Below are 14481 nucleotides of genomic sequence, written 5' to 3'. Positions count from 1 at the left end.
ACGTCCTTGGTTGATCATCAATCATTTTGTTATGAACCATCTTCAACAGTTCCATCAATAATTAATTCTATCTTACATATGGAGCATCTATTTCCTGATTTAGCAATATCGTATCATGAATTTGTAAATATTGTTGTATTAAGTCATATAAAAAAACTAAGAGTCATCTTAGGGGCTAAACTCTATTATGATACTTTTTCCCGCGTTTGAACTTCAACTATCCTGACCTTTTGCTGAATAAAGGCAGCCGATCACATTGACTGACCGGCTGCCTTATCGTGTTTATTGAGCTATCGTTACCCGTCAGATCAATAAGAAAGAAAAACAGTATCCTCCTAATGTGACAGGAAAAAGCTTTACTTTGATCGTTGATACAAGGATCAGAAGGTCAACGAATTAACAAGCACAAGTAACGTCTTTTAAATTTCGTATAGCAATAGCATTGAGTCGGAGCGCTTCTACGATTGAATCTCTTACTGCTAACAATTCAAATCTTTCACGACTGCCAATAGGCAATCTGCAAAGCAATGCTTCAATTCTTTTAAGGCTTTCTTTCAGAACCACTCTTTGCTTACGCAAAGCATTCAAAGCTCTTTGAATTCTTCTCTTCTCTGCAGCAGTCATAAACTACCACCTCTTTTCGATTGTGATAGTATATGAGATGCGACAGAGCTCCTATCTGCTTGTACATTCCGGAAGGTAAATGAATGATTTTACTGCTTTTTGCTAGCTTCCATGATAGGAACGGACCAATCTACATTGGTGTACAATCGGTTGACTATCGTGCGTATTAATTGAAGCTGATCAGGGATCGTAGTAAGGCCAATTGCACGGAACTCAAAAAAATTCTTTTTGTTATTTGACTGCGATTCAACGATTACGATATAACCATCTTTCCATCCGGACCCATCAGTAGAATAAGCTCCTCGTCCTGAGAGAGGATACTCTTTACCCTCAAGATCCTTAAATATCCACTCACTGTTCATAAATTCATTTCTCAATCTTCCGCTAAAATGTAATGAACCTTCCTTCGTTGATCCATTGGTATCAGGCGGTGATTCCACAGTAAAATCATTTAACATCAGCTCATCTCCATCAAATGCAAAGGGGATCGGATGCTCCTTCAACTTGGATGGCTCAAACTGTACCATCGAACCATCCTTTTCTAGAATGAAATACCCATCGAGCACAAAAGTATACGGCGTATCCTGAGGCAAATATTTAAACGTATAGCTCCAATGCATAAGTCCAGGTTTATCACCAGGTGTCGAAGATCTTGACATTACACTATCCTTACTCGGCAATTTCCTCGCATTAACACTGTGAATCTCTTCACCCGCGCTATCCTCAAAATGGAACTTCACCCCTTGCTGCTTCCATAATTCACCTGGAGAACGGTTTAGCGCCTCATCACTCAAATCCGTATCAAATTCAAAACGGACACCTTGTACCATATGAGTTAATTTTTTCAAGGTGACTGTTAAACCATCCGGAGAAGTGTAGCTACCCGTTAGGGGAGTTGAAGTTGTTTGTTCATTCGCTTTTGTCATATCCATCGAAAAACTAAAGTTCCAATCGCCTTGAAGTGCAGGAATATTTCTGTCCTTGCTTCCCAACTCAGTAATATGACCTTCGACTGTAATTTGATCGGTTTGCAGTGGCTCCGAGAAATTAGCGATCATATAGTAAAAATCATTGGTAAATCCAATATCGTATAATTCTCCTACGATCTTTCCTTGATCATCTTTAACTTCAATCTTATTTCCTTCACCAAAACCCAAGCGATGTCTGTCATGCTTTCCATCCGGTCCGAACAACTGTAGAGCGACAATCACACGAGTAGGATCCGCTACAGCTTCATCTATTTTTATCGTATAGCCTTTATCCTTCACCTTAATATTAGGATGTTCTACCAATCCAAATTCTTGCGCTCGCAAAAGGCCAATGTCCACATTATCTTTTACAAAAAGAGAACGTAAAGTCTCTGCCAATGTGGGCACAGAATATAAAATCACGGCACTCAGAACAACAAGTAACAAAGCCGCTCCCATGGCTATTCTTAGTGACTTAAGTATCTTCGGATTCTTTCGCTTCCTGTCAGGTACCGTTACTTTCTCTAGTTCTACGTATTCTATTGAAGCCATAACTTGAGCAGTAAAAGAATCTGGCAGCTTCTCTTCAAACAACGCTTGCGACCACTCCTCTTGTTCTTCTAATAGTGTATGATAGATTAAATTGCAATGGGCACAAGCAGCGATATGATCAACAACTTCAAATGGTCGGGAGGTGGGTGTACTTAGGATGTATTGCTCGATCTCAAATGGACTTAAACACTTCATCGCTCTTCACCTCCTGGTGTGTCATGATATGTTTCAATCGTTGTTTTGCACGATAAAGGTCATTTTGGATCTTACTTAAAGGGACCTCTAAGAGCGTACACATTTCTTCATAGCTTAAATCATTGGTATAACGAAGCAGCAAAGTCGTACGATAATTAGGCGGTAGCTTCTGCATTAACTGATGCAGCTCTGTGCGATGCTCCGATCGAATGAATTCTTCTTCTGGATTATCTGAAAGAGATAGTTCAGCAAGATCGTCTGGTAAGCTCGCTATAGGACGAGTTTTTTTCCACAGATCCTTCAGTACATTAGTCGCGATCGTATACAGCCAAGCCGCAAAGTTTTTATCCAAATCATGTGAGGCTAGCTTACGATAAGCTTTTATAAAAGTCTCCTGAGTGATGTCTTGTGCGTCTTGGTGATCGGCCCCCAATCCTCTCAAAAGGCCATAGATTTTATTCTTATATCGATTCACAAGATACGAATAGTCTTCCTTATGACCATCCAGAACGTTTAGGATCCATTGCCTTTCTTCCTCTTTTTCAACTTTCGGTACATGTCCCTTCACCTTTAAGCCTCCTTGAAGCACGATACTATATAGACGATCCCTAACAGAAAAACTCTCACTTCATACAAAAAAAGTAGATCTTCAATTGTATTGAAGACCCACTCTGTTATCTAACCTCGAACATGCCCCATCTGTAGCCCAAATAGGCTCACCCCAGTGCTAGTGATACAAGTCTACTCCAATATATAAGCTCTTCATCCTGCCCGTAAGCCCCAATACATTGAAATCCTAAAGGCATGTTATGAATAGTGGCTGAAGGAATGCTCACAGTTGGCGCTCCTGCGTATGACCAAATGGCCGTCATTCCAGCCCATCCTGTCCGTGTTCCCCACAATGGAGCAGTTCCTGCTTGAGCGGGCGAGACCCAAATATCAATCCCCTCTGTCTTTTGAACATAAAGTAGATCATATCTCAATTTGATTTGTCCTCTACGATATCGCTCCAGTTCTTCCTCTTTGATGGTTTGACCTGATTCAATACCAGCACGCATCGCCGAACCATAGTAATCTTTATATTTTTCAAATCGTACGGCATGCACTTGAGCCATTTCCCCTTGTACTAATCTCAACATTGCATCCCCATAGATGAAACTATCTTCCCATGGCATCTTAACCGTTTTTATGATGAAGCCCGCCTCTTCCAACTTCTTAATCTGGCTCCAAAAAGTATGTTTAGCGTCCTCTTCCAATAAAGTCATGAATACCCCTTCTGGAATACCAAGCACTGGTTTACGGTTAGATTCGAAAGGCCTCCATTCCGAGATGAGTTCTGAAGAGATCCGCTCCATGCTAACCATATCCTGTGTGAAAAATCCCATCGTATCAAATGAAGGGGACATCAACTGAACACCATCCAAAGGGATACGTCCATAGCTTGGCTTAAATCCAACAACACCACAGAAAGAAGCAGGTGCCATAACAGAACGCAAACTTTGTGTGCCTATCGCAAATGGACACATACCCGTGGCAACTGCCGCTGCAGACCCTGCACTAGAGCCGCCTGGTGTATGATCCAAATGATGAGGATTACGAGTTGGGAGATGCCCGGCATATGCGAACTCTTCGGTCACCGTTTTGCCTGTGAACCATACTCCTTTTTGCCGCAGCTTTTTAATAAAACTACCTTCTGAACGCGTTAATTCCTGTGGAGGAAGATTTGAACCGGCACGAGTGGGCAAGCCGTCTATATGAATTAGATCCTTAACTCCTACTGGAACTCCGTATAATGATGGTTTTGGGAGCTCATGATAGGTTTGTCTTAGCAGCGCTACTTCACTCATGATTCTATCTGTTCTTTTCTCTTCCGATACAAAAGCATGGATGTAAGGCTCCAACTTATCATAACGATCTAAATGCTGATTAAGGAATAGCTCGAGTGATGAGTCAATTGGCTCTAATCCTTGGAACTGTGTTAAAGAAGATGTATGGATATACATACCTAACCCCCTCCACAATTTACCGAACTAAGATCCCTTGGACTATGATTGTATTTTTTTGGAATAACTTCATGTTAATCGTAGTCCTTTGCTAAGGCAAGAAGTTTAATCATTGCATACAAGGCGCACATAATCACTGTAATACCAGCGAGTAAAAGAATTGTCTCCACTTGGATACTATCAGCTAGCGGACCGGTGCGATTCTTTTTGTTCGTCGCATGTGCCGAATGAAGCATGAAAACAGGTTTCTTAGATCGTTCCTTAGATTCTTAAGATCGTTCACCGGTCAATAATAGGATCTTGCAATTATCGAATTGACGAACCCAATACGCATAAACGTCTCTTTTCATATACGAAGTGCAGAAACAGCAGCTAGAGTCTGGAAACATTTTACGGTTCCGAATTCTCTCTTCTAAACTTAATTAACCCCATATAACAATTAAGGGAAGATCAAGTTTTTCGCTTAAGTACAGAAGATATACATCAGTCTGCGGCCAAAAAAATTGTCTATTAGTCGTACCTTCTAAATCTCTATCGACACGCATATGGACAAGCTTGATTTTTCCTTTGGGAGTATGATAATCGTGAAGGCTACAAGCACCGTCGCGTCAATATCTACCCTACCCGATACATTGATATGAACTTCATCATATTCATGTAACGGGAGCATTTCTGAATGCAACACAGCAAGTACTTACTCAGCTGCTCGACTAATATCAACCATATCCACTTTATCTCCTCCAATAGGTACAAAAAAGCCATGGAGACGATAGACAGCAAACAGGTGTCTATCGTCTCCATGACAAAATAAGCCCTATGTTTATGAACTGGGTGTGTCCCAGTACAAATCCAACTCTGTCGTATCACTAACGACAATAGAAAATTTGATTAATCATAACATAATATATTTACCACATTTACAGTTTTTCATCAATAAACTGCAATTTACAACATAAAAATTAATTTTTTAGATTGAGTTTCTAAAACTATAATCTTTAAGATCTTTTTAGAATGTCTCAAATATTATTCTCACTTTTCTTTACTTAAAAGATCAGCTAGCTCTACCGCATTCTTATCTTTTAAATTCAGCATCTTTTCGCTATTGCTATTTTTAATCAGAAAGCCATTTTTAGCTTTAAGATCTATATAAAGGCTAAAATCAACAACCTCAGAATCAGCGTAAGTAACAGTCATTCGATAGGATGGTGGCCCCACATCGACAGCCCCGCGTACTTTTTTAACAGTTCTTATAGCATCTTCGAAGATTCGAATGCTTTCACTGTCAGTGTAAGTGATTTCCGTTGTTTCCGATACAAGGCTAACGCTAAGGATCTCTTGCGTTGGTCTGATTAATACAAATATTAAAATCAATAAAATTATCAGTGAAATTGAAATGATGCTAATTTTTTTCATAACTACCTCCTTACTGAAGAAAGATGGAGACTGATCATTCAGTCTCCATAATAAATTTATAACTCATTTGAGTATGCGTTGGCAATTTCATTAAGTAAATTATCCCTAACATTATTATCTCGTGTTATAAAAGTTCCCAGTTTATTTGTAGTTGCAGAATTTACCTCATCCAGAGTAAAGGTTCCTTCGTTTCTATTTATTATTTGATACTGTCCTTGTGAATCCTTCTTTAAAAATAATATATATTCTAATCCTTTTTGAGTTTCTTTATATCCATCATTTATCATCTTTATTTGTTGTGCTCCAGATTCAACTAAACCATTTGATTCAATAACTTCTAAATTTTCTACTATGTTTGACGAATCTCCTGCTAATACTTTTTTAATACTAAGATTATTTAAAGTGTAATAATCTTGTAAATCGCCTGTATCGTAAAAAGTTGCTATATGTTTTCTATTTTCAAAATCATCTGTTGGTGATGCAATAACTACAAGGTCTGAATAATTTGATAATTCCGATAATGTGGCATAGCTTTCATATTGCGTTTCAACATTAATCTCATTTTGATTAGAAGTATCTGTGTTTAAGGAAGCCATTAATGCAGGTCCTCCATAGAGGGATCTTAACTCACTGAGATCGTAGCTTGAAGGAGTGTTGATGTCTCTATTGAGAGATGGATTATTCCCTTCAGTCATTAGCGATGTACTAAGTTGAGCACTTGCAGTTGTGTGTGCTAACCCAAGTGAATGTCCCAGTTCATGAGCAGTAGTATGTCTAATTCTTGTTGACGTAAAATTAACACCATTATTGTGATTTTGTAATTGATTATGATATACCGAAACAACAGAGCGGCTATAGGAAAACCAATCTGGATCTACATTTATACCTAGATCATTATACCAAAGATTCCGTCCATATAAACCTATTTCCGTTGTAGTTCCAACATAATACCTGTCTACCTGACCAGAATTATTTAGTGTCTTGGAAATCGAGACATTTGCATTTCTTCCATTCCAAGTGGATACAGCGTGATCGAAATGACTTGTATAACCATATGATGATATAGATGAATCGTACCAAGCCTGAATACGACCATTGTCATTGCCACCTCGTGGGCTATGAGTGTCAGCACTGACAATAGAAGAGAATAATAACGACGTACTTACAATAGATAAACCTGCAATGATTTTCTTCATTTTTACCTCCATATGTGGAATTATTTAACTGCAGTACCAATATAACATATAATCAAAATAAAATGAGACTTTCGAACATAAATGGTTAATAATACCTATAAAGCGTAATCTATAGGATTTAATTCGTGAACCAGGGAAATGATTTTGATTCATAATTATTAGATGTTCGATAATTTGATTTTCGATTACTCCTTTTTTTAAAAATGTTGAGTGTACAAATATAGCTAAAATTTGCTATTTTTCTTGAATCTTGCAATCGTTATATTACAGGATACAAAGTTTTTATTACCTTACCGGGTAAACCTCATCTTCATAGATTGGACAGCAACTGCCGTAACGAGCGTTAAAATTATTAATATGAACGACAATACTATTAGATTCATACAACTCGTTAAGAACAGTTGAGATCTGAAAGCTACCATTTCATTTGCATTCATTTACTGCGGTTGATACGGCTTAAGCTCACAATTATGAAAAGGTGAAAGAGCATACTTCGCTTCGATAGGGTATACCGAGTTAATAGCTAATAAATGACTTCTCCTGCTTTTTTAAGATCTACAACGACTTGACCTGAATACCCACTTTCCAAATTGTCTAAGACTTCTTCTGGAGTCCGTTCTTCCTCCGTCTTATCCACTGGAATAAACACTCCTTCAATACCGGCATCGATGTGGATCAAATCGACGGTTTTATTGAAGTACTCATTCATGATGTTTCGTGATTATTCGTAGGGTAAGCCCCAAGCGCCTTGTACACACTAATGTACAGGTTTCTCTAGCCTCCCCTTGAAACCGGACTTGAAGCTTTCACCTCATCCGACTCTTCAGATGGTAACATCCTACATATTGCCCAAGTGTTACTTTGTACAAGTTCACGTGGCAGTTCAGTTCCTAGATAAAGCAAGAGTCTTACGCTTTCTAACGATCATTACCTTTTCTCAAAGTCCCTTACCTTTCAGATCCTTTAACTTAAGTATATGGTGCATTTCCAGTTCAACACGGGATGCTCTACACCACTGGCAAGTATCTGCAGCTAAACTCGCCATAATACTACCTCTTCCAGTATAGACAAGCTTATTCGGTACCAGATCTACGTTCACGTCGGAGAATGTCTTTTCCTATCTTTGAAAAGATCCGTTGAAAAGCTTCTTGATGACTAATTCTCCTTTGTTTTTCTTATAGGTAACTGCAAGAGAGCCATTGATCCTACTATTGGCGAATCTTACTTGTCGAGGTCCTCTATTTATTGGCAAGTTGATAGTAGTTATAGAAGTCTCAGACAGTTGCATTATATTTTCTTATATTTCCGAGTTCATCCAAGTTAATCAGGGGTTTGTTATGTCTAGCTTTCCAACGGCCATCAATTCCAATTAACATGTACCCGTTGTTGAGAAGAAAATCTCTTACTCTATCGTGAGGCATTCGCAGTACATTCCCATTGAGTTATTTTACTAAGCCTCTCTTTGTAGGAATGGATGCGTCGCTTCGCGCTATTTCAATCTCATAACCAAGGAACCCACATCATACCGATCCCAATAATTGCAGTCATCACATCGATAAAAAAGGCAGTTTCAATGGTACTAATCGACAGGATCACGCCACCTGCAGCTGGAGCCAGAAACATCATCAAGGATGAAATACTGCTGTTTACTCCGTTTACCTTCATAAGCTGATCTTTTGGAACAATTTGAGTTATAAGTGCGTTCACAGCAGGAACCTGTATGCCCGTACCTGCTGCTCGGATCAGCAAAATTAAATATAGCAACCAAATATTGTTATAACCCAACAAAAACATCACAGCGAGAATAAGTGTAGCAATCGCAATCATACCATCTGCTAGCATGATCATTTTTTTACGATTATAACGGTCGATCCATACCCCAGCAAACAGCGAGATGGCCATCTGCGGGAGAAATCCACAGACGGTTGATATCGTCATCATCACCCCTGAGGTAGTTGTTAGAGTGATATACCAAATAATCGCATATTGAACAAGCGAAGATCCAAATAAAGATATGGTTTGAGCCGTTAGAAATAGGGTTGTTTTTCTTTTCCAATGATCATTATTGGTTTGCATTAGTACTTAACTCCTTTATTGCTGGTTTCATCTCCTATGTTGAGCACACGATCAACCCATCCCTTATAAAATTGTTCTTCATGAGAAACAAGAATCACAGTTCCACCAAATTGGATTAGAGCTTTCTGTAAAGCATCTTTTGTTTCAGCATCTAAGTGATTGGTCGGCTCATCCATGATTAGGAAGTTGTATTCTGAAAGCAGTAATAGGCACAGCTTAACTTTAGATTGTTCCCCGCCGCTGAGTGTACGTATTGACTGTGTTACAAGGTTATCTTTAACAACACACTGCGCTAGATAGCGACGTATTTCCTTTACAGTCAGTTTGGGATCATAAGCTGAAATCACCTGAATAGGCGTCATTGTATCGTCTTCCCAAGTTAAATCTTGCTCGAAATAACCCACTTTAACTTGTTCTGCGAACTGAAACCTGCCGGTAATCCCTTGGATCTCTCCAACCAACGTCTTTAGTAAAGTTGATTTCCCGATTCCGTTGAAGCCCGTAATCACGAGCTTTTGTCCACCGCGAATGGAGAACTTCAATTTAGGCAACAAAGGCTTATCGTAACCTACGACTAAGTGATCCACTTTAAGGACTACTTGTGACATGCACGGAAGCTCCTTAAAGCGAATAGACGCTTTGGAGACAAATGTCGGAGCAGCGATTCGTTCCATTCTATCCAGCTGTTTCTGGCGACCACGGGCAATTTTGGAATTAACACCTGCACCGTTTTTTCGAATGAATTGCTCAGTGGTTTCGATTTTTTTCTGCTGTGCATGATATTGCCGGATATGACTCTCTCGTAAATGTTCCTTCTGCTTCACAAAATCCGAGTATTTCCCGTGGTATTTTTTAATCGTTTCGCCCTCAATATCGCAAATACTAGTGGATATTTTATCGAGAAAGGCATAGTTGTGAGACACTACAATGAACGCTTGATTGAATGCAATCAGATACTCAGCGAGCCAGTTAACATGTTCCTTATCCAGATAATTGGTTGGTTCATCGAGTAATAACACATCAGGTTGTTCAAGTAAAAGCTTGGCCAGAATGACTTTCGTCCGTTGCCCCCCGCTTAACTGCTCGATGGGACGGTCGATTCCAATCGCGTTGATCCCTAGACCGGTAACCATCTTACTGATGTTGCTCTCCATTGAATAATAGTCTAGCGCTTCTAATCGTTCCTGGTAGTCTGCTGCCTTTTGTAATAACGTTTCGTTGCCAGTTACAGCGCACTCTTCATAGAGCTCATTTATTTTTCGTTCTAGTTCATATAATTCTGAGAAAGCCTGTCTTAAATAATTATGAACCGTACGGTTTCCATCCATGACAGCATATTGATCGAGATAACCGATTGTAATATTGGACTGCCACTTTATCATTCCTTCATCCGGGATCACTTCGCCTGTCAAAATGCTAATAAACGTACTTTTCCCCGTTCCATTCTGGCCAACCACACCGACATGCTCACCCTTGTACAATTCCATAGAAACATTCTTGTACAGAACCTTATCGCCAAAAGCATGTGATAAATTAGAAACCTCAAGTAAACTCATTTCCTATTCCTCTTTTCTAAAATTAATTAAGAACGCAAAAAAAGCAGAAGACACTGCACCCTTAGGTGCAAGCCTTCTGCTTGTCAGTACACGAATGAACGGCACAAACATATAAATGTCAGTGTAGAAACTGAGCAATATAACACAAAAGGCTGTAGACGAAAATTGTCTACAGCCTCTTAATCATTAACATCGGAAGATGGCGCAATCAAATAAGCATGAATAATCACACTAAAATGACCTAGCTATCTTTCGATGATATAAAAAGCGATTCGCTTTTCGATTAAGCTCCGGACAACGTTTCATCGTTTGTATCCGATTGTTCGGAGCAGCCTCTGGTATATAACTTTACAGTTTCTACATGAATCATGTTAAACCATCCCTTCGTTTGGTAACAGTTTAAAACGCATGCCGTTACTTGTCAACTTAGAACGGGAAATGTTGTTATTTTTTGCGAGGTCGTTTAACATTACTTATTCTAGTCCCTTGAGGAATTGAAATGAACTGGCTCTTCGATACACCAATAAGCTGTGAAGTATAAATACTACTATGTCCGGAGAATAAATAACTCACTACACAAGCGATGAACATGTATACAGCCCCCTCTGACCCGAACAGCTCAATCCCCATTAAAAAGCAAGCGATAGGCGTACTGGTAGCTCCACAGAAGACAGCAATGAATCCGAGAGCTGCCAGAAACGGTCCATATACATGTAAAATTCCAGCCAAAGCATTACCTAATGTGGCTCCAATCGCAAATAGCGGAGTAACCTCACCACCCTGAAATCCTGTTCCTAATGTAAAGGCGGTAAAGATCAGCTTCCATAAAAAAGCGAAAGGAGAGACATCTCCCTCAAAAGAATCCTTGATTAATGGAATTCCGAGGCCTAAGTAATCACGGGACCCTACAAGGAATACTAACGCTATGATAATCAAACCACCCACTGCACCTTTTATCATAGGATTGCTTATCATGGCGGTGAAGATTCTTTTTAGTAAATGAGTCAGTTCACTGAAAAGCATACTCACGAGACCAAAAATTACAGAGGCCAATACCACTTTTAGAATAATCATTAAACTTAAGGTTGGAAATTCATTCACGACATAGTGAGTATGATGAACGCCCCACAATCGAGTGGTGACCAGATCACCAACAAAGCTAGCCACAAAACATGGAAGTAATGCCTGTTGGCTAATAAGTCCAATGGTTACTACCTCTAGACCAAATAAGGTTCCAGCCAGCGGTGTTCCGAAAATAGAACCGAAGCCCCCGCTAATCCCGCACATTAACAGTATTTTGCGATCTAACGGGCTGATTTTGATTAATTTCCCAAACCACTCCGCGAGGCTTCCTCCCATTTGTACAGCTGTTCCCTCCCGTCCGGCAGATCCACCAAACAAGTGAGTGACCAGTGTTCCTAACAATACTAAGGGTGCCATGCGTAATGGAATGGTCTCTGTACCATCCTGAATTTGTTCTATAATAAGGTTATTTCCTTTAGCGCTGTTTTTTCCGTAACGCATATATAAGAAACTAACAAATACTCCCCCAAGAGGCAGCAAATAAAGTAGCCATGGATGCTCTAAACGTACATCTGTTACATAGTCTAAGCTTTTCAGAAAGAAAGCCGAGGCAGTTCCCGATAAGAGTCCAACCACACTTCCGAGTACAATCCATTTGATAAATGTACTCCAAAGTGCAAAATGACTTCTTTTCTTCGCGAATTCATGCCATCGTTCAGACCATTGATTCATAACAGCAACTCCCAAAGTCAGTATAAATTAGTCTCTGGCAACAAAACAGACTCCTACCAGTGAAGCTTACTCTGGTAGGAGTCATTAGTCTAAGAGACGGTTGTGGCGAACTCCATCGCCTTGTTATATGTTATTCTTAGTCCTCAGAATCTACGTTATGATACACTTGTTGAACATCTTCTAAATCTTCTAAGGCATCAATCAATTTTTCGAATTGAGCTTGTGCATCTTCAGGAAGTGTTACATAGTTCTGTGGAAGCATGTTCAGCTCAGCAACCGTAAACTCAGTGATTCCTGCATTCCTGAACACTTCTTGTACAGCATGGAACTGATCAGGTTCAGCGTACACGATAACCGCTTCATCCTCTTCTAGAACATCACGTACATCAAGTTCTGCATCGAACATCATCTCAATCACTTCATCGGCAGTTTTACCTTCTACACCGATAACAGCCGTTGAGTCAAACATGTAGGCTACAGATCCGCTTACACCCATATTCCCGCCATTCTTACTGAATGTAGAACGGATCAAAGGCGCTGTACGGTTAACGTTATTCGTAAGTGCATCGACGATGATCATCGAACCGTTAGGTCCAAATCCTTCGTAACGAAGCTCTTCATAATTCTCATCACCGCTACCTTTGGCTTTATCCATTGCGCGGTCAATAATGGCTTTTGGTACATTGTAAGTTTTTGCACGTTCTAATACAACCTTCAAGGCCCGGTTTGCTTCTGGATCGGGTTCACCTTTCTTGGCTGCTACATAAATCTCAACACCAAACTTTGCATAGACGCGACTTGTGTTGGCGTCTTTGGAGGCTTTCTTTTCCTTAATATTATTCCACTTACGACCCATATTGTTCCCGCTCTCTTTCAACATGAATTAAAAACAATTGTTACTTATTATACCCTTGATTAATAGCTCTAGTAAAGTGCGCTGGTAGGTTAATCCTCTAAGCTGTTACAATACACGCATAAAAAAGGCCCCTAAATCAAACAGGAGCCTTCTAAAAACTTATTTTGTTTATACCCAAACCTCTTGGGCTGTTTCAATTACGAGGCGTATTTTATCCCACTGCTCTTCTTCGGTTAGGATATTTCCTTCCTCGGTGGAAGCAAACCCACATTGAGGACTTAAGCAAAGCTTCTCAATATCTACATATTGTGCCGCTTCTTCAATACGCGCTTTGAGCTGCTCTTTGCTCTCAAGACCACCATGTTTCGTAGTTACTAGTCCCAATACCACAAATTGATCTTTAATAAATCGTAAGGGCTCAAAATCGCCCGCCCGCTCATTATCATACTCCAAGAAAAAAGCATCCACTTTAGTATTCGAAAAAAGTTCTTCGGCCACAGGCTCATAACCACCAGCTGCGAACCATGTGGAACGGAAATTACCTCGGCATACGTGAAGCGCGATCGTCATATCACCTGGACGATTGGCAATGCTCTCGTTAATCAGCCTAACATAATCCTTAGCCAACTGATCTGGATCTGTACCTCTGCTTCGTAAATGCGCCCGATGTCTACCACTACACAGCGTTCCCCAAGTTGTATCGTCTAACTGGAGGTAACGGCAGCCTGCATCATAGAACGCTTGGATTGCAGTTCGGTAAACAGCAATAATATCTTGGAATAGGGTTTCTTGATCCGGGTAAACTTCATTCCCGTTAAAGTCCTCCACAAAGTGAAATAAAGCGGGTGAAGGGATCGTCATTTTCGGAATTCGGTCTCCGGCCATTTGTTTCAAAGCGATAAATTGGTCGATCATTGGATGATCTTCAAAGGCAATCCGGTCCACGATTCGAAAAGATTCCGCGCGCTGAACCGCTTCCGCTCTTCCTTGATTTAAGTTAATCTTCTCAGTTCCTTTAATCCCTACAAAGAAATCGAGATGCCACCAGGAACGGCGAAATTCCCCGTCTGTGACCGCCAATAAACCCACTTCTTTTTGCAGTTCCAGTAGTTTGGCGATTTCAATATTCTCAATTTCATGAAGCTGACTGCCCGTGATTTCACCATTGTCATATTGGAGGCGGGCTGTTTTTATCTCATCCGTTCGTAAGAAGCTGCCAACGATATCGTAGCGAAAGGGTGGAGCATTTCTCTGGGTGCCAATTACGGGTCTAATCATACCGATCCT

Annotated in this window: 10 protein-coding genes, 1 pseudogene and 1 riboswitch; all 11 genes and pseudogenes read right to left on the bottom strand. The window is 40.1% G+C overall.

The window, feature by feature from the left end; translation table 11 throughout:
• Positions 1 to 396: 396 nt before the first annotated feature.
• Positions 397 to 624, bottom strand: a complete 228-nt coding sequence (locus NSS87_RS14335; protein WP_042187971.1) for a hypothetical protein — start codon at positions 622 to 624, stop codon at positions 397 to 399.
• 89 nt (positions 625 to 713) lie between these two features.
• The gene (locus tag NSS87_RS14330; RefSeq protein ID WP_339247969.1) at positions 714 to 2339 is read right to left on the bottom strand and encodes a DUF4179 domain-containing protein; all 1626 of its coding nucleotides are present in this window, start codon (positions 2337 to 2339) and stop codon (positions 714 to 716) included.
• On the bottom strand, positions 2317 to 2907 hold the full coding sequence (locus NSS87_RS14325; protein WP_339247967.1) for a sigma-70 family RNA polymerase sigma factor: 591 nt from the start codon (positions 2905 to 2907) through the stop codon (positions 2317 to 2319). Before NSS87_RS14325 ends, NSS87_RS14330 begins: the two co-directional genes overlap by 23 nt.
• Positions 2908 to 3055: 148 nt before the next feature.
• The gene (locus NSS87_RS14320; protein ID WP_339247964.1) at positions 3056 to 4342 is read right to left on the bottom strand and encodes an amidase; all 1287 of its coding nucleotides are present in this window, start codon (positions 4340 to 4342) and stop codon (positions 3056 to 3058) included.
• Positions 4343 to 5371: 1029 nt separating this feature from the next.
• Positions 5372 to 5755, bottom strand: a complete 384-nt coding sequence (locus NSS87_RS14315; RefSeq protein WP_339247963.1) for a hypothetical protein — start codon at positions 5753 to 5755, stop codon at positions 5372 to 5374.
• 56 nt (positions 5756 to 5811) lie between these two features.
• On the bottom strand, positions 5812 to 6951 hold the full coding sequence (locus NSS87_RS14310) for a hypothetical protein (protein ID WP_339247961.1): 1140 nt from the start codon (positions 6949 to 6951) through the stop codon (positions 5812 to 5814).
• A 1512-nt stretch (positions 6952 to 8463) separates the two neighbouring features.
• Positions 8464 to 9027, bottom strand: a pseudogene (locus NSS87_RS14305) (MFS transporter); the annotation flags it as partial.
• Positions 9027 to 10583, bottom strand: coding sequence for an ABC-F family ATP-binding cassette domain-containing protein (locus NSS87_RS14300; RefSeq protein WP_339247958.1), 1557 nt, complete (start codon positions 10581 to 10583; stop codon positions 9027 to 9029). The pseudogene NSS87_RS14305 and the gene NSS87_RS14300, both read right to left, overlap by 1 nt.
• Before the next feature lie 444 nt (positions 10584 to 11027).
• Entirely contained in the window at positions 11028 to 12338 is a 1311-nt protein-coding gene (locus NSS87_RS14295) for a voltage-gated chloride channel family protein (protein WP_339247956.1), read from the bottom strand.
• A gap of 68 nt (positions 12339 to 12406) precedes the next feature.
• Positions 12407 to 12467, bottom strand: a riboswitch (Fluoride riboswitch).
• 7 nt (positions 12468 to 12474) lie between these two features.
• Positions 12475 to 13194, bottom strand: a complete 720-nt coding sequence (locus NSS87_RS14290) for a YebC/PmpR family DNA-binding transcriptional regulator (RefSeq protein ID WP_042187963.1) — start codon at positions 13192 to 13194, stop codon at positions 12475 to 12477.
• 168 nt (positions 13195 to 13362) lie between these two features.
• Positions 13363 to 14472, bottom strand: a complete 1110-nt coding sequence (locus NSS87_RS14285) for a 5-methyltetrahydropteroyltriglutamate--homocysteine S-methyltransferase (RefSeq protein WP_339247953.1) — start codon at positions 14470 to 14472, stop codon at positions 13363 to 13365.
• Between the last annotated feature and the right edge of the window lie 9 nt (positions 14473 to 14481).

This window comes from Paenibacillus sp. FSL F4-0243 (assembly GCF_037963295.1).
Lineage (GTDB): Bacteria > Bacillota > Bacilli > Paenibacillales > Paenibacillaceae > Paenibacillus_AQ.
The sequence above is the reverse complement of the archived record's forward strand: the minus strand, read 5'-3'. Positions and strand labels throughout refer to the sequence as shown.

Bases quoted from the DNA above. Each gene is read 5' to 3' on its own strand.
- NSS87_RS14335 (WP_042187971.1), bottom strand. From the start codon at position 624: ATGACTGCTGCAGAGAAGAGAAGAATTCAAAGAGCTTTGAATGCTTTG.
- NSS87_RS14330 (WP_339247969.1), bottom strand. From the start codon at position 2,339: ATGAAGTGTTTAAGTCCATTTGAGATCGAGCAATACATCCTAAGTACA.
- NSS87_RS14320 (WP_339247964.1), bottom strand. From the start codon at position 4,342: ATGTATATCCATACATCTTCTTTAACACAGTTCCAAGGATTAGAGCCA.
- NSS87_RS14315 (WP_339247963.1), bottom strand. From the start codon at position 5,755: ATGAAAAAAATTAGCATCATTTCAATTTCACTGATAATTTTATTGATT.
- NSS87_RS14310 (WP_339247961.1), bottom strand. From the start codon at position 6,951: ATGAAGAAAATCATTGCAGGTTTATCTATTGTAAGTACGTCGTTATTA.
- NSS87_RS14300 (WP_339247958.1), bottom strand. From the start codon at position 10,583: ATGAGTTTACTTGAGGTTTCTAATTTATCACATGCTTTTGGCGATAAG.
- NSS87_RS14295 (WP_339247956.1), bottom strand. From the start codon at position 12,338: ATGAATCAATGGTCTGAACGATGGCATGAATTCGCGAAGAAAAGAAGT.
- NSS87_RS14290 (WP_042187963.1), bottom strand. From the start codon at position 13,194: ATGGGTCGTAAGTGGAATAATATTAAGGAAAAGAAAGCCTCCAAAGAC.
- NSS87_RS14285 (WP_339247953.1), bottom strand. From the start codon at position 14,472: ATGATTAGACCCGTAATTGGCACCCAGAGAAATGCTCCACCCTTTCGC.